Raw genomic sequence first — 18674 nt, forward strand, 5'->3', positions numbered from 1 at the left:
CCCTGACGCCCCACCCAAGCCGCCGCTGCCCGCCCGGCGCGCAGCCCGCTGGCGAAGCAGGCAGTCAGCAGGTAACCGCCTGTTGGCGCTTCCCAGTCCAGCATTTCGCCTGCACAGAACACCCCTGGCATGTGCTTTATCATCAGCCCCTCATCCAGGCTTTCGAAGCGGACCCCGCCGGCACTGCTGATCGCTTCGTCCAGGGGGCGAGTGCGCACCAGCGTGATCGGCAGGGCCTTGATCGCCCGAGCAAGGGAGGGCGGGTCGGCGAAGGTTGCCGGGTCGGTCAGCTCACGCAGCAGCGCTGCCTTGACTCCGTCCAGGCCCAATTGCCCTTGCAAGTGCTTGGCCATGGACCGCGAGCCCCTCGGCCGTGCCAGCGCCTGGGCAATTTTGTCCACAGGCTTGTCCGGTAGCAGGTCCAGTACCAGCACACCGCTACCATGCTGCTCGATGGCCGCGCGCACCTGCGCCGACCAGGCGTAGACCAGGCTGCCTTCCACACCCTGGGCGGTCAGGATGAATTCGCCTTTGCGCGGTGTGCTGCCGGGTACGCTCAACGCAATGTTCTTGACCGGCGCCCCTGCGAACTTGTCGATGAGCACTGCGCTCCAGCCCGCCACCTCGAACCCGCAATTGCTCGGTCGTAGGGGTGAGATATCCACAGCCCGGTCAGCCAGGGTTGCTTGCCAGCGCCCATCAGACCCTAATCGCGCCCAACTGCCGCCACCCAGCGCCATTACTACCACCGCAGGCCGCACCAGCCGCTCGCCCTGTGGATAAGCAATCCGCAACGCGCCGTCCTCGTTCCAGCCCAGCCAGCGATGACGGGTGTGGATAACCACGCCGGCTTCACGCAGGCGTTTGAGCCAGGCGCGTAAAAGCGGGGCGGCTTTCATGTCGGTGGGGAACACGCGGCCCGAGCTGCCTATGAACGTGGCAATGCCCAGCGCGTGAATCCACTGGCGCAAGGCGTTGGCATCAAAATCGCGCAGCAGCCCATCAACTTCGCCTTGGCGCTCGGCATACCGCGCCGCAAAGGCAGGGTAGGGCTCGGAATGGGTGATGTTCATGCCACCCACGCCCGCCAGCAGAAACTTGCGACCCACTGAAGGCATGGCGTCGAACACTTCCACCGCAAGCCCGGCCTGTGCCAGGGCTTCGGCCGCCATCAGGCCGGCAGGGCCGCCCCCGATGACAGCGGCGACAGGAAGGGCGGGGTGACTTACTTCGGACATGATCGGCTGCAGGCTGTGGAAAAGACGCGCATTCTAACGCAGCACGCCTCCCACAAGCACTGATCAAAAAATGATCAATAGCGCGCAAGCAGCGCCATCAAAGGGCTACAGCCTGTTTCGCTCAGGTTATCCACAAGCGGTTCCACAGTCATTGTGCACAACGCAAGACTTTGGCTGCCGTGTGATGAAGCACGCCGTGGCGCTTGGCCAGTGCTTTGCGGTCCTTGCTATAGCCGCCCCCGATCACACCCATGACCGGAATATCGCGCCCCAGGCACTGGCCGAGCACGCGCTCGTCACGTGCGGCCAGCCCTGCATCGGTGATTTGCAGATAACCCAGGGCATCGTCCTTGTGAACATCGACTCCGGCGTCGTACAGCACCAGGTCAGGCTGATAGAGCGGCAGCAGGTAATTGAGCGCCTCATCCACCACTTGCAGGTAAGCGTCGTCCCCCATGCCGCGTGGCAGGGGAATGTCCCAATCGCTTTGTGCCTTGCGGGCCGGGAAGTTCTGCTCGCAATGCAGGGAGACGGTAATGGCGTCGGGTGTGTCCTCAAGCATGCGCGCAGTCCCGTCCCCTTGATGGACATCGCAATCGAAGATCAGCACCCGGTGCACGCGACCGGCTTCGAGCAGGTACCGGCTGATCACGGCCAGGTCATTGAAGATGCAGAAGCCGGCCGGGTGGTCGTAGTGGGCATGATGAGTGCCCCCGGCAAGGTGGCAGGCCACCCCGTGTTGCAGGGCCATCTCGGCCGTCAACAGCGACCCCCCGACCGCGCGCACGGTGCGCCGCGCCAGCGCTTCGCTCCACGGCAGGCCCAGGCGCCGCTGGTCCTCGCGCGACAGCTCGCCGTGCATGTAGCGCTCGATGTAATGGCGATCGTGGGCCAGCGCGAGAATGTCATTGGGGCAGATGTCGGGCCGCAGCAACGCCTGGTCAGTGGTCAACCCGCTGTCGATCAGGTGATCGTGCAGCAGACGAAACTTGTCCATCGGAAAACGATGGTCCGGCGGAAACTCTGGGCTGTAGTCTTCGTGGTAGATCAGCGGCAGCGACATGGGTTATCCACAGCAGGGAACAGCCTCGATCTTGCCATGAGTGGCCTACGGCTGTGGAAAACTTTGCTGGCGCCAACTGCAAGCCGGTGGCGGCCCATGCAGTGGGCACTTTCACCGTGCGGCACTGGCCAGCACGCGCTGCCATGCAGGCTCGTTCAAGCGCCCCAGAATGCGTGCCTTGCCGCTGTCGTCCACGGAAACGAACAGGGCGCTGGCATAACCGCTGTCCCGTTCGCCGCCGGCAACGTTCTGCTGACGAGCGAATTGATCGACGCAGCCGCTATGGGTTACCAGCACCAGGTTGTGTTCGGGGCGTTTGGCGGCCAGCGCCTGGGCCGGGAAGCTGCCGTCGCACTGGCCGATCCATTCCCGCGTGGCGACCGGCTGCCCCAGAATGAAATGCGCCGTCTGCTGGGTGCGCACCTTCGGGCTGCTTAACAGGTCGGCATCGGCCAGCCCCAGGTGCTTGAGACCTTCGCCCACGCGCCCGGCAGCCTGGCTGCCGGCCACCGTGATGCCCGCTGGGTCGTCCAGGCAAGGCCCTGGTGCGCTGTCGCAGCGCTCGGCATGGCGGATCATGACGATCACCGCACCGTTGGCCCAGGCCTGGAGCAGGCCGCTTTTGCTGAGTTGTTGCTCGCTACCAAGGTCCACGATGGAGGTTCTCGTCATAAACCAGGAGGTCGATGCCGCCACGGCCAGGCTCAGGCTCAAGGCGACGGTCACGGCGCGGCGCGGCAGCCATCGCTTGCGCGGTGAATGCAAGGCGTAGGGCGGCAGGGTGTTGCTCGACAGCATGGGTGGCTCCGACAAGGAAACCGCGCGCTGGGCGCGGCAGGGATGACGGCATTTTGCTAACCCACGTGTTGCCAGCCGGTGAAGCGCATGTGAAAAATGCATTCGGCTACCCGTCACCCGGTGCCCCGCCGTGCCTGCGCCTACGCTGTACACTGCATCACGCCAAAACGGAGCGAACCCCATGACCCCCATTCTGGAACTGGAAAGCGCGCGGCTGATCCTGCGCCAATGGCAGGACGAGGATCTGCGCGAGTTCGCTGCCCTGTGCGCCGACCCCCAGGTCATGCGGTATTTCCCCGCGCCGCTCACACGTCTGGAAGCGGCTGCCTTGATCGGCCGCATCCGCGGGCATTTTCATGAATACGGGTTTGGCCTGTGGGCGCTGGAGCGCAAGGACAGTGGCGCGTTCATCGGCATGACGGGCCTGCTCAACGTCAATTTCGACGCGCCCTTCGCCCCGGCGGTCGAGATCGGCTGGCGCCTGGCACGCCGGCACTGGGGCCTTGGGTTTGCCAGTGAGGCGGCCTGGACGTGCTTGCGCTGTGCGTTCGCCCAGTTGCAGGTCGAGCAGGTGGTGTCCTTCACCAGTACCCTCAACCTGCCCTCGCAGAAGGTCATGCAAGCCATCGGCATGGAGCAGGACCTGGCAGGCAGCTTCGACCACCCGCGTGTCGCCCTCGGCCATCCGCTGCGCCCGCATGTGCTGTACCGGATCGATCGCTCGCGGTGGGAGCAGACCTTGCGGGCCGAGTGAACCGCCAGGGGGGCCGGCGGTGTCAAACCCTGTATCATTTGCGCTATTGGACGGTGCGGCTCATGCGTGGGCTGCGCCGGTTGAATCGAGCGCCGGCCCACGGCGCCTTGTGAGCACGCCTTGCGTCTACGGAGAACCCCGATGAGTCATGTGTTGGACGACCTGGTCGACCTGTTGAGCCTCGAAGCCATTGAAGAAAACCTGTTCCGCGGCCGCAGCCAGGACCTGGGTTTTCGCCAGCTGTATGGCGGCCAGGTGCTGGGCCAGTCCTTGTCGGCCGCCAGCCAGACGGTAGAGGATGCCCGCCATGTGCACTCGCTGCACGGCTACTTCCTGCGCCCGGGCGATGCCAGCCTGCCGGTGGTGTATTCGGTGGACCGCGTGCGCGACGGTGGCAGTTTCAGTACCCGCCGCGTCACGGCGATTCAGAAGGGCAAGACGATCTTCACCTGCAGCGCGTCGTTCCAGTACGACGAAGAAGGGTTCACCCACCAGGCGCAGATGCCCGATGTAGTCGGCCCTGAAAACCTGCCCACCGAAGTGGAACTGGCCAGCGCCATGGCCGATCAGCTGCCTGAGCGCATCCGCGACAAGGTGCTGTGTGCCAAGCCCATCGAGATTCGCCCGGTGACCGAACGTGACCCGTTCAACCCCAAGCCCGGCGACCCGGTGAAATACGCCTGGTTCCGCGCCGATGGCAACCTGCCAGCCGTCCCTGCGCTGCACAAGTACATCCTGGCCTACGCCTCTGATTTCGGGCTGTTGACCACCTCGATGCTGCCCCATGGCAAGTCGGTCTGGCAGCGCGACATGCAGATCGCAAGCCTGGACCACTCCTTGTGGTTCCACGGCAATCTGCGCGCCGATCAATGGCTGCTGTATGCCACCGACAGCCCTTGGGCAGGCAATGCCCGTGGCTTCTGCCGGGGCAGTATCTTCAACCAGGCCGGCCAGCTGGTTGCCTCGTCCAGCCAGGAAGGCCTGATTCGTCATCGCAAGGACTGGGCATGAACCTCGGCCAGGTGCGCCACTGGGTGTTCGACATGGACGGCACCCTGACCGTGGCCGCGCATGATTTTGCCGCTATCCGTGTGAAGCTGGGCATCCCGCCCAAGGATGACATCCTGGCGCACCTGGCGGCCTTGCCCACCGACGAAGCCGCCGCCAAGCATGCCTGGCTGCTGGAGCACGAGCGTCATCTGGCGTTTGCCTCCAGAGCCGCCCAAGGGGCGGTGGAGTTGGTTCGTGAGCTGGCCAGCCGTGGTTGCCAGCTGGGCATCCTCACCCGCAATGCCCGCGAACTGGCGCACATCACGCTCGAGGCCATTGGCCTTGCCGACTGTTTTCCGGTGGCGCACATTCTTGGGCGTGATGAAGCGCAGCCCAAGCCCAGCCCCGATGGGCTGCTCAAGATCGCCGGTGCCTGGGGCGTCGCGCCGCAGGCGATGGTGATGGTGGGCGACCACCGCTTCGACCTCGACTGCGGGCGAGCCGCCGGTGCAGGCACGGTGCTGGTGAACCAGCCGCACGACGCCTGGCCAGGCCTTGCCGACCGACATGCGCCCGACTGTGATGCCTTGAAGCGTATGCTGGGCTGAACCGACGCTCGCCGGCCACTTTCCTTTTTACAGATGGAGCACCCGACCATGAGCAGCAAGGCGATCTACGTTCAACCCGGCGGCGGCTACGACAAGGTCGAGGTCGGTACCTGTGAAGCCACTGCCCCAGGCGTGGGTGAAATCACCGTGCGCTTGCATGCCAGCTCCCTCAATTACCATGACTTTGCCGTGGTCAGCGGCATGTGGGGCCCGGCCGAACGGCGCATCCCGATGGCCGACGGTGCTGGCGAGGTCGTAGCCGTGGGCAGCGGTGTCAGCGACTTCAAGGTCGGTGACAGCGTGGTCAGCACCTTCTTCCCTGACTGGCTGGATGGGCAGGCCAATGTCGAGGGCTTTGCCCGGGTGCCGGGCGATGGCCTGGACGGTTATGCCCGTGGCCATGTGACCGCGCTGGCCACGGCGTTCACCCGCGCGCCCAAGGGCTTCAGCCACGCCGAGGCGGCGACCTTGACCACTGCCGGGCTGACGGCCTGGCGCGCGCTGATGAGCGACGATCACCTCAAGCCCGGTGACACGGTGCTGGTGCAGGGCACCGGCGGGGTTTCGATCTTCGCCCTGCAGTTCGCCAAGCTGGCCGGCGCGTCGGTGATCGCCACTTCTTCCAGCGATGCCAAGCTCGAGCGGCTCAAAGCCTTGGGCGCCGACCACGTGATCAACTACACGCGCACGCCGGCCTGGGGCGAAAAGGTGCGTGAGCTGACCGACAACCGTGGGGTGGACCATGTGATCGAAGTGGGCGGGCCGGCCACTTTGGAGCAGTCGATGATTGCGGCGCGCATCGGGGGCCATGTGTCGCTGATCGGTATTCTGACCGGTGTAGCGGGGCAACTGCCGCTGGTGCAGGCACTGGTGCGGCAGATCCGCTTGCAGGGTGTCCTGGTGGGCAGCCGTGCCCAGCAACAGGCCATGGTCCGGGCCATCGAGGCCAACGGCCTGCGCCCGGTGGTGGACAAGCACTTCGAACTCGAACAGATCGTCGAGGCGTTTCGCTATCAGGAAAGCAACCGCCATTTCGGCAAGATCTGCCTGACCTGGTAACGCCTTGGGGTAACGGGATGTAATGGCTGGCGAGCAGGCCAATACATTCGCGCACATCGGGCGCACAGGTGGCTGGCTAGAATGCCCGGCTCCGTTGCGACTGATTCTCTCTTCAAGAGGACGCCCCGATGTGCCTGTTCCCCCGTTTGCGGCAGCGCCTGCTGCCGGCCTTGTTGCTGTTGGCGTCCTGCCTCGGCTTTACCCATACCGCCCACGCCCTGCAAGTCACCGATGTGCTGGGGCGTACCGTCGAGCTTGACCACGCCCCGCAGAGGGTCGTGCTGGGCGAGGGGCGTTTGTTCTTCGCCCTGGCGCTGCTCGACCGGGACAACCCGTTCCAGCGCGTGGTGGGCTGGCAGAACGACATGCGCTTGCTGGACCCGCACACCTACGAGGTCTACGCCCAGCACTACCCGCAGATCGCCAAGCTGCCCTTGATCGGGCAGGCATCCGAGCAGAGCGTGAGCGCCGAGCAGATCCTGTCGCTCAAGCCGGACCTGGCTATTTTCAGCATCGCCGGCGAAGGCCCGACCCAGCACAGCCCGGTGGCCGACTTGCTGGCCAAGGCCGGCGTGCCAGTATTGTTCATCGATTTTCGCGTGCACCCCATGCGCAACACCCACGTCAGCATGCAAGCGCTGGGTACGCTGCTGGGCCGTGAACAGCAGGCGCAGCAGTATCTTGACCTGTACGACCGTCACCTGGAGCGGGTGCAAGCGGGCGTGGCCGGCATCAAGGACAGCGAGCGGCCCAAGGTGTTTCTCGAATTGCTGGCCGGGGTGTGGCAAGCGCCCGGCCATACCACTGGCAAAAGCGGTTTGGGCAGTGTGGTCCAGGCGGTGGGTGGCCATAACATTGGCGCCGACGTGGTGCCCGGTGCGCTGGGCGATGTCAGCGTCGAGTACGTGCTGCAAGCCGACCCGGACGTCTACATCGCCACCGGCAACCGCGCCCCCGGCGTGCTGCTGGGTGCCGGGGTGTCCGAAAAAACGGCCCGGGACAGCCTGGCGAAGATCACGGCCCGCCCGGAATTCGCCCCCTTGCGACCCATCCAGGCCGGCCAGGCCCATGGCTTGTGGCATGACTTCTACAACTCGCCGTTCAACATCCTGGCAATTGAAGCGATGGCGCGCTGGGTGCATCCGGAGCGGTTCAAGGCCATTGACCCGCAAGCGACCATGGCCGAGATCAACCGCATGCTCAAGGTAGGGCTGGACGGTCAATACTGGGTCGACGCCCAGTGACCGCACAAGCGCTGCCAGGCGTGCAGCAGGCCGTCTGGCATTACCGTCGGCTGCTGTGGCGGCGTACCGGGCTGGTGGCCGGGCTGGCCGTGCTGTTGCTGGTTTCGGTCTTGAGCGACCTGGCCAGCGGTGCGTCGGGCATGAGCTTGGGGCGACTGGTGCAAGGCCTGTTCGACCCGACCACCCTCAGCGCCACGGAGCGGGTGATTGTCTGGAACGTTCGCCTGCCGTACGCGCTGATGGCCGTGCTGGTGGGCACGGCACTGTCGCTGGCAGGGGCCGAGATGCAGGCGATCCTCGACAACCCGCTGGCCAGCCCCTTTACCCTGGGAGTGTCTTCGTCAGCGGCACTGGGGGCTTCGCTTGCCATCGCCTACCCGCTCAGCATCGCCTGGATGACGGCGGGGGTGCAGGTGACGGTGATGGCCTTCGTCTTCGCCTGCCTGTCGGTGGTGCTGTTGCAGGCCATGTCGCGGCTTCGCGGGGCGGGCGTGGAGAGCCTGGTGCTGTTCGGCATCGCCCTGGTGTTCAGCTGCAATGCCCTGGTGTCGCTGTTGCAACTGCTGGCCACCGAGGACGTGCTGCAGCAACTGGTGTTCTGGACCCTGGGCAGCCTGGCCCGGGCCGATTGGAACAAGCTCGGCATGCTGGCGCTGGTCGTGGCGCTGGTGTTGCCGTTTTCGCTGCGCGCAGCACCTGCGATGACGCTGCTGCGCATGGGCGAGGACCGGGCGCGCAGCTTCGGCGTGGACACCCGGCGGCTGCGCTTTGCCTCGCTGCTGCGCATCAGCCTGTTGTCGGCAACCGCCGTGGCATTCGTCGGCACCATCGGCTTCGTCGGCCTGGTCGGGCCGCACATAGCGCGCCTGCTGGTAGGTGAGGACCAGCGGTTCCTGCTGCCGGCCAGCGCGCTGGTGGGCGCCCTGATGCTGTCGCTGTCCTCCATTGCCAGCAAGCTGATCATGCCAGGCGTGATTGTGCCGGTCGGCATCGTCACCGCCCTGGTGGGGGTGCCGATTTTCGTGACGCTGGTGTTCCGGCGGGGGAGAAAGCTGTGAGCCTGGTGATCGACAAGGTTTCGGTCGCCTACGGTGCGCGGCAGATCCTGCACGAGGTCAGCCTGCCGGCCCTGCCCGAAGGCAGCCTGGTGGCGCTGGTGGGGCCCAATGGAGCAGGCAAGTCCACGCTGCTCAGGGCCCTGGCAGGGCTCGAGCGCATGCGCGGCGGCCTGCGCCTGGATGGCCAGGACGTGACCCGGCTGGCCTTTGCCGACCGTTCACGACGGCTGGCCTACATGCCCCAGCAGTTGCCCCCCGGCATTGCCCTCGGTGTGCTGGAAAGCATCATGGCGGCACTTCGCGTAGGCAGTGCGGACGATCTGCTGGGCCAGGCCTTTGCGGCCCTGCGCCAGCTGGGTATCGAGCATCTGGCCCAGTGCTCGCTGGACAGCTTGTCCGGCGGGCAGCGGCAATTGGTGGCGCTGGCCCAGTTGCTGGCGCGCAACCCGCAGGTGCTACTGCTCGACGAGCCCACCAGCGCGCTGGACCTGCATTATCAATTGCGGGTGATGGATGCCGTGCGTGAGCGGGTGCAGGTGCATCGCCTGTTGGCAGTGGCGGTGCTGCACGACATCAACCTGGCCGCCAGCCATGCCGACTGGCTGGTGGTGCTGCGCGAGGGCAGGGTGGTGGCCAGTGGTACGCCGCAGGATGTGTTGGTGCCTGACCTGCTAGCGCAGGTGTATGGCGTCCAGGCGCGGGTCGAACGCTGTTCTCAGGGGCGGCTGCAGGTGCTGGTCGACCACGCACTGAGCTGATGCCCGCGCTGCCTGCTGCCTGCTGGACAGGCAGCGGGTGCAACACACTCGAATGAAAAACCCAAGCGCCATTGGCGTGCATGGCGCGTTCGGGCATGCCAATCGCGACATTTGTCGCTTGCACAAAAGCGCTGTCGTGATCGAACAGTTCCGGGGCGTTCTCGTGTAATTTCCCTCCTCCCTGCGGGGCTTAAATGAAGCCCGACCCCCACCGGCACGTTGCCTTGTGATGCGCTGCAAAGATCAACAACAGAGCGCAAGCAACCTGTCGACCTGAACCCTTCAAGGAGCTATTTTCGCCTACCCCTGCCCGTCCATCCTTGTGTCAGCAAAAAGAGAACAACATCAATGAACACCGTGGGATCTGATGGCAACCTTGCACAAGGTTTCAAGCCACGTCATGTAACGATGCTGTCCATCGCCGGCATCATCGGCGCCGGACTTTTCGTCGGCTCGGGCCATGCCATTGCGGCAGCCGGCCCGGCTACCATAATCTCCTATTTCGTGGCCGGGACCTTGGTCGTCCTGGTCATGCGCATGCTCGGCGAAATGGCCGTCGCGCACCCCGATACCGGTTCCTTCTCCACCTACGCCGACCAGGCCATCGGCCGCTGGGCCGGCTACACCATCGGCTGGTTGTACTGGTGGTTCTGGGTGCTGGTCATCCCCATCGAAGCCCTCGCGGCAGGGCATGTGCTCAATGCCTGGTTCCCGCAGATAGACAGCTGGATATTCGCCCTGGCGTCGGTGTTGCTGCTGGCAGGTACCAACCTGTTCAGCGTGGCCAAGTACGGTGAGTTCGAGTTCTGGTTCGCCATCCTCAAGGTGACCGCGATTCTTGCCTTCATCAGCCTCGGGTTCGCGGCGCTGATGGGATGGCTACCCAACCGCGAAGTCAGCGGCCTGAGTGGGTTGATGGCCGATCACGGTGGTTTCGCGCCCAAGGGCTGGGCCGCGGTGGTGGGGGCGTTCATCACTGTGATGTTCAGCTTCATCGGCACTGAGGCGGTGACCATCGCAGCGTCCGAGTCCAGCGACCCGTCGCGCAACATCGCCAAGGCCACCCGCTCGGTGATCTGGCGCATCAGCACCTTCTACATCCTCTCCATCTTCGTGATCATTTCCGTGGTGCCGTGGAACGATCCGCAACTGGCTGTGGTGGGCTCCTACCAGCGTGCACTGGAAATCATGAACATCCCCAACGCAGCCTTGCTGGTCGACCTGGTGGTGCTGGTGGCGGTCACCAGCTGCATGAACTCCTCGATCTACATCGCCTCGCGCATGATGTACTCGCTGGCCAAGCGCGGCGATGCGCCGGCAATGCTCAAGCAGACGTCCAAGGTCGGCGTACCACGCGCTGCGGTGTTCGGCAGCACCCTGATCGGTGCGTCCATCGCCGTGCTCAACTACTTCGCACCCAAGGGCGTGTTCGAGTTCCTGCTGGCAAGCTCAGGTGCCATCGCGCTGCTGGTGTACATGGTCATCGCCATCTCCCAGCTGCGCATGCGCCGCCGTCTTGAGCGGGAGAACACCGAGCTCAAGTTCCGCATGTGGCTGTTCCCCTGGTTGACCTGGGCGGTAATCATCTTCATTGCCCTGGCCTTGGCGGTGATGATGTACACGCCCGAGCACCGGGCGGAGGTGAGCGCCACGCTGGGGCTTGCGATCATGATTTCCTTCCTGGGCATCGTGACGACACGCGGTCATGCGCAGCCGGTGGGGGCGCGGTCGTTGGGTTGAGATGAGCTTTGCTGGAGCCTTGAGGCTGCGATGCGGCTTCAGGGTTTTCAGCTTCGCGGCTCATGGTGCTGGGGCCGTACCGCCCGCCTACGCATCCAATGGCCCGGCCAAATCGACCGAGCATACATACTGGCATCCCCCTATCGAATGATGGAAAATCGCGCCTCGCCCGCCTGGGCGTCGCGGTCAACGACACGGATGTGAGGCGCTTTTCTCACTGCGCCTGCTTCGATTTTCCAGAGTAAGGATACGTCCCCCATGCCCCTGTGTAGATTCCTCCTGCCCATGCTGGCCACCATGGCCCTGGCCGGCTGCGTCACGACCGAGCAGATGCCCGACGGTCGCACCAAGATTCGTTTTTCCGACGACACGGTCAGCTCACTGACATCGATGATGCCTGCAGCCATGGCCACCGGAATCGCCGGCGGAGCTGGCAGTGAGGGTGGGCTGGACTTGATTGCCACCCTGCCCTCGAGCAGTGGCGAGTTCCTCTACCTGGGCGGCAGGTTCGATGCCGAATGCACCGCTGCCTTGTTCTACAGCGCCAAGTCTGGCAAACCGCTCGCAACCAAGATCGACCGCAGTTGCAGGATTCGCTACCTGGCCAGGCAGCAGGACCTCAAGGCGATTGGGAAACCCTACGACCGCGCAGCCCCTGTCGGCGAACTGGAGGGCTCCCACCACCCGTACTGGGATTCACTCACCCGCCGGGTCATTGGCCAATTGGCCGCGCAGAAGCAGTTCAAAACGCGGGTGGGCGTCATCCCGCGCTATGACAAGGCAGGCACGCCGTTTGTCACCCTTGGGTTTTTGGGACAGGGTAAAAGTGAGGACTACGCCCTCAGGACAACGCCAGCGCCGGCACCGGTGGTGTTCAGCGACCCGGCCTATGGCGCCCAGATGCGGGCCACTGCCCTCAGACGGCAGACTGACCTTGGTGAGTCCATCAAGTGTGAAGCGTGGCTGGAGCCGCAAGGTGCCGTCGACCTGGGGCGCAAGCCGCCTTCGGTCAACACCAGTGACTTTGCGCGTTACGTGGTGCCAATGAAGATAACGTCCATGGGCTGCACACCTCTGTACTAGGGCAGGCGGGAATGCCAGCCTTTGTTGGCTGGCACCTCGCCATGCGCTGAGTGGCGAGGCGATCAGCCTACTGCGCCGGGCGCTTGTCTTGCGTGCAGGCAATGTAGGTACTGCCCGACTCGCCCCGTAACGACAAATCGTGGTTGCCAACTGCCTGGGTGTAATGCCCCAGGTCATCCTTGCCGATGCCGCTCAGCCTTGCGATGTCCTCGACGCGCTGGCCCTTGAATACCCCCGAAAACTCGTTGAAGTCCCCTTCGCCGTCACTGGCAGCATGTGCCGTCAGCTGCGTGATCGGTTGGCCATAGATCTCCACTGGCTGAGGCAGCGAATACTCAGCGTCCGACAGCTCCGACGCCTGGACGGTGGCCTGGCCCTTGGCCGCCTTGACCAGTGCATCGAACTGCTCGGGTGAGACCGCGCGCTTGCACGTCAGGACCTGACCGATACGCGTGCGGGCCTCGGCTTGATCGAGGTTCTCAGCGTGAGCGTGGGCCGCGCCAGCGAGGCTGGCAAGCAGGGGCAGGATCAGGCGAGTCGTGTTCATGCATCAGTTCCTTCTGTTGGATAGCCCCTATTGAGTGCCGCCGTCAGCAATGGTTTCAAGGCCCGTGGACGCTACTGGAGATCCCGTAATGGGACGGGGGCTACCCACGCTTGGACGGGTGCTCACGGCGAGCCCACCTGCCCTTGATCCAACCTGCCAAATTTCTTTGAGCAATGGGCTACCATCCGATGGCCTAATGCAATTAAATGCGCCGCCCGGACAACTATTCCGGCCAGTAACTGTCACTCACAAAACCCCCGGTCATAGTGTGAAGGTGCCCGCTTTCACCACAGGAGCTCAGATACATGGCAGCACTGCAAAGCAGTACGTTGGACGCGGTAGAAAACAACCAGGACCAATTGCTGACCCAATGGTTGGCAGGCCTGGAAGCCAACGGTGCCACGCGCAATGTCAAGGAGCAGGTGCTGGCCCAGGAAACCCGCGAGTTTCTGCAACTGCTGGTCCAAGGCTTCAAGGGCCAAGGTGGCGCCAACCTGGCAGCCGCCGATTGGGAGGCCGTGCGCCGGTTCCTTGAAAAGCTGTCTTCATCGCGCGCGCAGATGGGCCATGACTCCCACCAGACCGTGTACTTCATCTACGCCCTCAAGCGTCCGTTGTTCGCCTTGCTGCAATCGCTCTACAGCGCCGACCCGGCCACGCTTGCCGAGGAACTCTGGCGCGTATCCGAGCTGCTCGACAGCATGGGCATGCACACCATGCGCACGTACCAGGCGAGCCGTGAAAACGTCATCCGCCGCCAGCAGGAAGAACTGCTGGAGCTGTCCACACCCGTGGTCAAGCTGTGGGACGGTGTGCTGGCATTGCCACTGATCGGCACCCTGGACTCCCAGCGCAGCCAGACCGTCATGGAGTCGCTGCTGCAGCGCATCGTCGACACCGGCTCGGAAATCGCCATCATCGACATCACGGGCGTGCCCACCGTGGACACCCTGGTGGCTCAGCACCTGCTCAAGACCGTGACGGCCATTCGCCTGATGGGCGCCGATTGCATCATCAGCGGCATCCGCCCGCAGATCGCCCAGACCATCGTGCACCTGGGCCTGGACCTTGGCACCCTGACCACCAAGGCCAACCTGGCCGATGCCCTGAAGCTGGCCCTGACCCGCGTGGGCAGCGACCTCGGCCAGCGAGCCTAAGCCATGGAGCGTATCCCGATCCTGCAGATGGGGGAATTTCTGCTGGTGACCATCCAGGTGGACATGCATGACCAACTGGCCCTCACCCTGCAGGAAGACCTGACCGACCGCATCAGCAGCACCTCCGCCCGTGGCGTACTCATCGACATCTCGGCGCTGGACATGGTCGACTCGTTCATTGGACGCATGATCGCCAGCATCTCGGGCCTGTCGCGCATCATGGACGCCGAGACCATGGTGGTCGGCATGCAGCCGGCCGTGGCCATCACCCTGGTGGAGCTGGGCCTGACGTTGCCTGGCGTGAGTACGGCCTTGAATGTGGAACGCGGTATGCAAGTACTGCGTCAGCGTGTGGCCCGCAAATGAATGTGCGCGACAGCGGTAGCCTGCCGGTGCGCATCGAGCAGGATGTGGTCCTTGCCCGCCAATTGGCCCGCAAGCTGGCGGGCGAGTGCGGTATGCGCCTGGTCGACCTGACCAAGCTGGTCACCGCCGTCAGCGAGCTGGCCCGCAACACCGTGGTCTATGGCCGTGGCGGCGATATGGACTGGCAGGTGCTGGAGGACTTCGGTCGGGTGGGCCTGCGCCTGCATTTTCGTGACGAAGGCCCTGGCATTCCTGACATCGGCCTGGCGTTGACCGACGGCTGGACCTCGGGCGGTGGCATGGGCCTGGGCCTGACCGGGGCACGGCGCCTGGTGGATGAGTTCGAGTTGGACACCGCGCCTGGCCAGGGCACCCGCGTGACGATCACTCGATGGGCGTGAGCATCGCTGCGAGCCAGACCTGCGTCGTACCGTTGGCTGATGCCAGTGACGTTGGCCACGCTCGACGGATCGCGCAAAAGCTCGCACAGGCCCACGGGCATGACGAGACGGACGCCGGACGTGTCGCGCTGGTGGTGACCGAACTGTGCACCAACGTGCTCAAGCATGCCGGGCATGGCGAGCTGCATCTGCGGGCGCTGCCGCGCGGTGACGGCAGGTTTGGCATCGAGGTGCTCACCCTCGATCGCGCCCAAGGGTTCGATGCCCAAGCCTGCCTGGCCGACGGCTATTCGTCAGCAGGCACCCAAGGCATTGGCATGGGTGCCATTGCCCGCCAGGCTCAAGTCTTCGACGTTTATGCCGATACCCGGGGAGCTGTGGTCCTGGCGCGGTTGTATGCCCAGGGTGACCCAGGCACTGACCTGCGCTTCGGCGTCAGCCAGCATGCCCTCAATGGCGACCCGGCCTGCGGCGACACCTGGCACCTGGCCTTCGACGGGCAGCACGTGAGCGCCCTGGTGATCGACGGGCTGGGGCATGGCAGCGAAGCCGAAGCGGCAGCCCAGGCGGGTGCGGCAGTGTTTGCACAGGCACCGTTCGCCAAGGCGCAGCAGCAAATTTTGGCCATGGATCAGGCGATGACGGGCACGCGCGGTGGCGCCGTGGCCCTGGCGCACTACGATGGCTGCAATGCACGGCTGAGCTTCACCGGCATTGGCAACATCGGCGCGAGCCTGGTCAATGGCAGCCAATCGCGAGGCCTGGCGTCGATGCCCGGCATCGTCGGCGGGCAATTCAGAAAAACCCAAGTGTTCGACTACGCTGATCTGAACGGAAATGTGTTGATCATGTACAGCGATGGCCTGCAGTCCCGGTGGAACCTCAAGGATTACCCTGGCCTGGTGCACCGCCATCCGGCCGTGATCGCTGCCGTGCTGCATCGCGACTTTTGCCGAGGCCGGGACGATGTCACCGTACTTGTCATCGACCTGGAGCTGCCCAATGTCTGATGCTGCCATGATTGCCCGCCTGCAAGCCGAGAACGACGCCTTGCGCGCCGAGCTGGATGAAACCAACCAGGGCGTGCTGGCGCTGTATGCCGAGCTCGATACCCAGGCCGAGCACCTGCGCCAGGCCTCGGACCTCAAGAGCCGCTTCCTGTCGTACATGAGCCATGAATTTCGCACGCCGCTGGGCTCGATCTTGAGCATCACCGGCCTGCTGACCGACGAGCTCGACGGGCCGTTGTCGGCCGAACAGCACCGTCAGGTCACGTTCATCAGCACCGCTACCCGCGAGCTGTCCGACATGGTCGACGACCTGCTGGACCTTGCCAAGATCGAAGCCGGCCGCATCACCATTTCGCCGGCCTGGTTCGACATGTTCGACCTGTTCGCCGCCCTGCGGGGCATGTTCAGGCCCATCGTCGATGCCTCGGCCGTGGATCTCATCTTCGAAGAGCATGCGAACCTGCCGCGGCTGTACACCGATGACAAGAAGCTGGCGCAGATTTTGCGCAACTTCATTTCCAATGCCCTGAAGTTCACCTCCCAGGGCGAAGTGCGTATTTCCGCCTGCCTGGAAGGCGACGACGGTATCCGTTTTGCCGTGAGCGATACGGGTATCGGCATCGCACCGGAACTGCTTGGCACCCTGTTCGAAGACTTTGCCCAGGTGGACTCGCCGCTGCAAAAGCGCCTGCGCGGTACGGGCCTGGGCCTGTCGCTGTGCAAACGCTTTGCCGAGCTGCTGGGTGGTCATGTGGGTGTGGAGAGCGAGCCGGGCGTCGGCTCCTGCTTCTTCGTGGTAATCCCGCTTGCCCTCGCTCCGGAGAGCGCTGAATGAATGCCGATGTGCGCTTGCTGATCGTCGATGACAACGTTGCCACCCGCTATGCCATGCGCAGACGGTTGGCGGTGCACGGGTACCAGGTACTGGAGGCCGGCACGGGCGGCGAGGGCCTGGCGCTGATCCGCGACAGCCAGGTCGACGCCTTGATCCTGGACGTGAACCTGCCGGACATGAGCGGCTTCGACATTGTCCGCCTGCTGCGTCAGGACCCACGTACGGCCCTGCTGCCGGTGATTCATGTGTCGGCCGCGTCGATCCAGAGTGGCGACATCATCACCGGGCTGAACGCCGGTGCCGACGCCTACCTGATTCACCCCGTCGACCCGGACGTGCTGCTGGCTACCCTGCGCACCTTGCTGCGCGTGCGCGACACCGAGCGCGCATTGCGCCAGAGCGAGGCGCGCTTTCGCGAAATCTTCACCAGCGTGTCGGCGCCGATTGCCGTGATGGACGCCCAGCTGAAGGTGCATGAATGCAACCAGGCCTTCAGCTATCTGATCCAGGACAATCGCCACCCTGAGCAGCTGCATGAATGCTTTGCCGAGGGGCAGGAGGCGGCGCTGGCCAGCCTGCGCGAGCACCTGATGGCCGGCGAGCGCTGGCAGGGCACCTTGAGCATGCAGGTGCATGGCCATGTACGCGAGACCGAGTGGCAGCTTTCGCCGTATCAGGCGCCGGGTTTGTGCCTGGTGTTCGTCGAGGACATCACCGAGCACCGTCACCGCGAACGTTCGCACCTGGCCCGGCTGGATGACGCCACCAGCCAGCTGGCCCACGAAGTGGCCGTGCGCGAACGCACCGAGGCGCAGCTGGTGCAACTGCAAAAAATGGAGGCACTGGGCAGCTTGACCGGCGGCATCGCCCACGACTTCAACAACCTGCTGACCGGCATCATCACCAGCCTTGAGCTGATCTGCAAACGGGTGTCCGAGCAACGCATCGACAAAGTGCCGCGTTATGCCGAAGCTGCGCTCAGCTCGGCCAATAGCGCGGCATCGCTGACCCATCGGTTGCTGGCCTTCGCTCGCCAGCAACCACTGGATACCCGGCCGGTGGACGTCAACCGCCACGTGCGCTCGCTGGAAGAACTGCTGACCCGCACCATTGGCGAGCGCATCACGCTGACCCTGAACCTCTCCACCCAACCGGTCATCGCCCTGGTCGACCCGGTGCAGCTGGAAAGCGCGGTGCTCAACCTGGTGATCAACGCCCGCGACGCACTGCCCAAGGGCGGGCGGATCTGGCTCGACACGGCCGCCACCTGGTCCCAGGAAAACCCCAACCTGGCCGACGGCCCCTATGTGATGGTCAGCGTGCGCGACAACGGCACCGGCATCGAACCTGAGTTGCTGGACAAGGTGTTCGACCCGTTCTTCACCACCAAACCCGTCGGTCAGGGCACCGGCCTTGGGCTGTCGACCATCTACGGCTTCGCCCGCCAGTCCAGCGGCCACGTGATGCTCAGCAGCGTGATGGGGCAGGGCACTGAAGTGGCGCTGATGCTGCCGGCCAGCGCACAGGCAGCCGTGCCCGTGGTGAGCGAGCGTGGGCTCGACCTGCAAGGAAACGGCGAGCATGTGCTGATCGTCGAGGACATGGCGTCGGTGCGGCTGTCGGTGGCCGAAGCGCTGGCCGATGCCGGCTACCGCTGCACACTGGCCTCGACCACCGACCAGGCGCTGGAATACCTGCGCGACGACCCGAGCCTGGACCTGATGCTGACCGACGTTGGCCTGCCCACGCTCAGCGGCCGGGAGCTGGCTGACCTTGCCCGTGGCTACCGGCCCGACCTGCCCGTGCTGTTCATGACCGGCTATGCCGACGCCGCGCTGGACCGGCAGGCGTTTCTCGGCGATGGCATGGACATGCTGATCAAGCCCTTCCGCATGGGTGAGCTGCTCGGCAAAGTGAGGCAGGCCATCGGCAAGGTGTAGGACGCAACCTACAACCGAAGTTAAT

19 protein-coding genes are annotated in these 18674 nt (G+C 64.5%); 15 read left to right on the forward strand and 4 right to left on the reverse strand.

Annotation, left to right across the window (positions count from 1 at the left end; all coding sequences use genetic code 11):
* The 3 genes from ACK59L_RS08435 to ACK59L_RS08445 form a co-directional block, all read right to left on the reverse strand.
* Window positions 1–1238, reverse strand: a 1238-nt coding sequence (locus ACK59L_RS08435; protein WP_409272969.1) for a TIGR03862 family flavoprotein, incomplete at its 3' end; no start/stop codon positions are given.
* A 148-nt stretch (window positions 1239–1386) separates the two neighbouring features.
* Entirely contained in the window at window positions 1387–2301 is a 915-nt protein-coding gene (locus ACK59L_RS08440) for a histone deacetylase (RefSeq protein WP_058638431.1), read from the reverse strand.
* Window positions 2302–2412: 111 nt separating this feature from the next.
* Window positions 2413–3099 carry a histidine phosphatase family protein gene (locus ACK59L_RS08445; protein WP_196136106.1) on the reverse strand — a complete coding sequence of 229 codons (687 nt, stop codon included), beginning with the start codon at window positions 3097–3099 and terminating at the stop codon, window positions 2413–2415.
* A 181-nt stretch (window positions 3100–3280) separates the two neighbouring features.
* On the opposite strand from ACK59L_RS08445, the gene ACK59L_RS08450 reads away from it, so the two are divergent.
* From ACK59L_RS08450 to ACK59L_RS08490, 9 genes are all read left to right on the forward strand, one after another.
* Entirely contained in the window at window positions 3281–3853 is a 573-nt protein-coding gene (locus ACK59L_RS08450) for a GNAT family N-acetyltransferase (RefSeq protein WP_100850759.1), read from the forward strand.
* Between the two features lie 141 nt (window positions 3854–3994).
* Window positions 3995–4864: an acyl-CoA thioesterase II gene (gene tesB / locus ACK59L_RS08455; protein ID WP_100850760.1), complete on the forward strand. Its 870-nt coding sequence runs from the start codon at window positions 3995–3997 to the stop codon at window positions 4862–4864.
* Complete coding sequence (locus ACK59L_RS08460) at window positions 4861–5451, forward strand: HAD family hydrolase (protein ID WP_409272971.1); 591 nt, start codon at window positions 4861–4863, stop codon at window positions 5449–5451. Before tesB ends, ACK59L_RS08460 begins: the two co-directional genes overlap by 4 nt.
* 48 nt (window positions 5452–5499) lie before the next feature.
* Complete coding sequence (locus tag ACK59L_RS08465; RefSeq protein WP_196136108.1) at window positions 5500–6510, forward strand: NAD(P)-dependent alcohol dehydrogenase; 1011 nt, start codon at window positions 5500–5502, stop codon at window positions 6508–6510.
* A 128-nt stretch (window positions 6511–6638) separates the two neighbouring features.
* Entirely contained in the window at window positions 6639–7754 is a 1116-nt protein-coding gene (locus ACK59L_RS08470) for an ABC transporter substrate-binding protein (RefSeq protein WP_409272973.1), read from the forward strand.
* A complete protein-coding gene (locus tag ACK59L_RS08475; RefSeq protein ID WP_409272975.1) occupies window positions 7751–8812 on the forward strand; it encodes a FecCD family ABC transporter permease in 1062 nt (353 codons plus the stop codon). The genes ACK59L_RS08470 and ACK59L_RS08475 overlap by 4 nt, the downstream gene beginning before the upstream one ends.
* Window positions 8809–9570, forward strand: a complete 762-nt coding sequence (locus ACK59L_RS08480; RefSeq protein WP_409272977.1) for an ABC transporter ATP-binding protein — start codon at window positions 8809–8811, stop codon at window positions 9568–9570. The genes ACK59L_RS08475 and ACK59L_RS08480 overlap by 4 nt, the downstream gene beginning before the upstream one ends.
* A gap of 348 nt (window positions 9571–9918) precedes the next feature.
* Window positions 9919–11310 carry a GABA permease gene (gabP, locus tag ACK59L_RS08485; protein WP_182140117.1) on the forward strand — a complete coding sequence of 464 codons (1392 nt, stop codon included), beginning with the start codon at window positions 9919–9921 and terminating at the stop codon, window positions 11308–11310.
* Between the two features lie 258 nt (window positions 11311–11568).
* On the forward strand, window positions 11569–12393 hold the full coding sequence (locus ACK59L_RS08490) for a hypothetical protein (protein ID WP_409272979.1): 825 nt from the start codon (window positions 11569–11571) through the stop codon (window positions 12391–12393).
* 67 nt (window positions 12394–12460) lie between these two features.
* Here the strand turns inward: ACK59L_RS08490 and ACK59L_RS08495 are convergent, their stop codons facing one another.
* Window positions 12461–12940 carry a hypothetical protein gene (locus ACK59L_RS08495; RefSeq protein ID WP_409272981.1) on the reverse strand — a complete coding sequence of 160 codons (480 nt, stop codon included), beginning with the start codon at window positions 12938–12940 and terminating at the stop codon, window positions 12461–12463.
* A gap of 305 nt (window positions 12941–13245) precedes the next feature.
* Between ACK59L_RS08495 and ACK59L_RS08500 the strand changes: the two genes are divergently transcribed.
* Genes ACK59L_RS08500 through ACK59L_RS08525 form a run of 6 tightly spaced genes read left to right on the forward strand, consistent with a single transcriptional unit; the run spans window position 13246 to window position 18649 of the window.
* Window positions 13246–14097 (forward strand): STAS domain-containing protein, encoded by an 852-nt coding sequence (locus ACK59L_RS08500; RefSeq protein ID WP_196136115.1) that lies wholly within the window; start codon window positions 13246–13248, stop codon window positions 14095–14097.
* A gap of 3 nt (window positions 14098–14100) precedes the next feature.
* The gene (locus ACK59L_RS08505) at window positions 14101–14463 is read left to right on the forward strand and encodes an STAS domain-containing protein (protein WP_023534539.1); all 363 of its coding nucleotides are present in this window, start codon (window positions 14101–14103) and stop codon (window positions 14461–14463) included.
* Entirely contained in the window at window positions 14460–14864 is a 405-nt protein-coding gene (locus ACK59L_RS08510) for an anti-sigma regulatory factor (protein ID WP_058603627.1), read from the forward strand. Before ACK59L_RS08505 ends, ACK59L_RS08510 begins: the two co-directional genes overlap by 4 nt.
* Window positions 14861–15874 carry an ATP-binding protein gene (locus ACK59L_RS08515; RefSeq protein WP_409273040.1) on the forward strand — a complete coding sequence of 338 codons (1014 nt, stop codon included), beginning with the start codon at window positions 14861–14863 and terminating at the stop codon, window positions 15872–15874. The genes ACK59L_RS08510 and ACK59L_RS08515 overlap by 4 nt, the downstream gene beginning before the upstream one ends.
* Window positions 15867–16709 (forward strand): sensor histidine kinase, encoded by an 843-nt coding sequence (locus ACK59L_RS08520; protein ID WP_409272984.1) that lies wholly within the window; start codon window positions 15867–15869, stop codon window positions 16707–16709. Before ACK59L_RS08515 ends, ACK59L_RS08520 begins: the two co-directional genes overlap by 8 nt.
* A complete protein-coding gene (locus tag ACK59L_RS08525) occupies window positions 16706–18649 on the forward strand; it encodes a response regulator (RefSeq protein ID WP_409272986.1) in 1944 nt (647 codons plus the stop codon). Before ACK59L_RS08520 ends, ACK59L_RS08525 begins: the two co-directional genes overlap by 4 nt.
* Window positions 18650–18674 lie beyond the last annotated feature (25 nt).

Origin of the sequence: Pseudomonas sp. KCJK9111, assembly GCF_046231935.1 — a bacterium.
Classification (GTDB): domain Bacteria; phylum Pseudomonadota; class Gammaproteobacteria; order Pseudomonadales; family Pseudomonadaceae; genus Aquipseudomonas; species Aquipseudomonas parafulva_B.